The following is a 1,251-nucleotide window of genomic DNA, read 5'->3' as shown; positions in this document are numbered from 1 at the left end:
CCACTCATGACGTGGTCGTGACGATCACGGGCTCAGACGACAAAGCGATCATCACGCCAGACCAGCCGGGTGATGACGCGGGCGCGGTGCAAGAAGACGTAACGCTGACCACGAGCGGCAACTTAAATGTGGCTGATCCTGATGCAGGTGAGGCGGTCTTCCAACCTCAAACCGACGTTCAAGACGGCAATTGGGGTAGCTTCTCTATCGATGCCGATGGCAACTGGACATATAAGCTGAACAACAGCCACCCAGACGTGCAAGCGTTAGACGCCGATAGCGATCCGGTAATTCGCACCATGACAGTGACGTCGGCGGATGGCACCACTCATGACGTGGTCGTGACGATCACGGGCTCAGACGACAAAGCGATCATCACACCAGACCAGCCGGGTGATGACGCGGGCGCGGTGCAAGAAGACGTAATGCTGACCACGAGCGGCAACTTAAACGTGGCTGACCCTGATGCAGGTGAGGCGGTCTTCCAACCTCAAACCGACGTTCAAGATGGCAATTGGGGTAGCTTCTCTATCGATGCCGATGGCAACTGGACCTATAAGCTGAACAACGGCCACCCAGACGTGCAAGCGTTAGACGCCGATAGTGATCCGGTGATTCGCACCATGACAGTGATGTCGGCGGACGGCACGACTCATGACGTGGTTGTAACCATAACGGGTTCTGATGACAAAGCGATCATCACGCCAGACCAGCCGGGTGATGACGCGGGCGCGGTGCAAGAAGACGTAACGCTGACCACGAGCGGCAACTTAAATGTGGCTGATCCTGATGCAGGTGAGGCAGTCTTCCAACCTCAAGCGGACGTTCAAGATGGCAATTGGGGTAGCTTCTCTATCGATGCCGATGGCAACTGGACCTATAAGCTGAACAACAGCCACCCAGACGTGCAAGCGTTAGACGCCGATAGCGATCCGGTAATTCGCACCATGACAGTGATGTCGGCGGACGGCACGACTCATGACGTGGTCGTGACGATCACGGGCTCAGACGACAAAGCGGTCATCACACCAGACCAGCCGGGTGATGACGCGGGCGCGGTGCAAGAAGACGTAATGCTGACCACTGGCGGCAACTTAAATGTGGCTGATCCTGATGCAGGTGAGGCGGTCTTCCAACCTCAAACCGACGTTCAAGATGGCAATTGGGGTAGCTTCTCTATCGATGCCGATGGCAACTGGACCTATAAGCTGAACAACAGCCACCCAGACGTGCAAGCGTTAGACGCTGATA

Annotated in this window: 1 protein-coding gene; it reads left to right on the top strand. The window is 56.2% G+C overall.

What is annotated here, in order from left to right; all coding sequences use genetic code 11:
- On the top strand, window positions 1–1,251 hold a 1,251-nt coding region (locus EYW48_RS21145), incomplete at both ends, for a VCBS domain-containing protein (protein ID WP_277433043.1).

This window comes from Vibrio sp. 1180_3 (assembly GCF_029478545.1).
GTDB classification, from domain to species: domain Bacteria; phylum Pseudomonadota; class Gammaproteobacteria; order Enterobacterales; family Vibrionaceae; genus Vibrio; species Vibrio aestuarianus.
The sequence above is the reverse complement of the archived record's forward strand: the minus strand, read 5'-3'. Positions and strand labels throughout refer to the sequence as shown.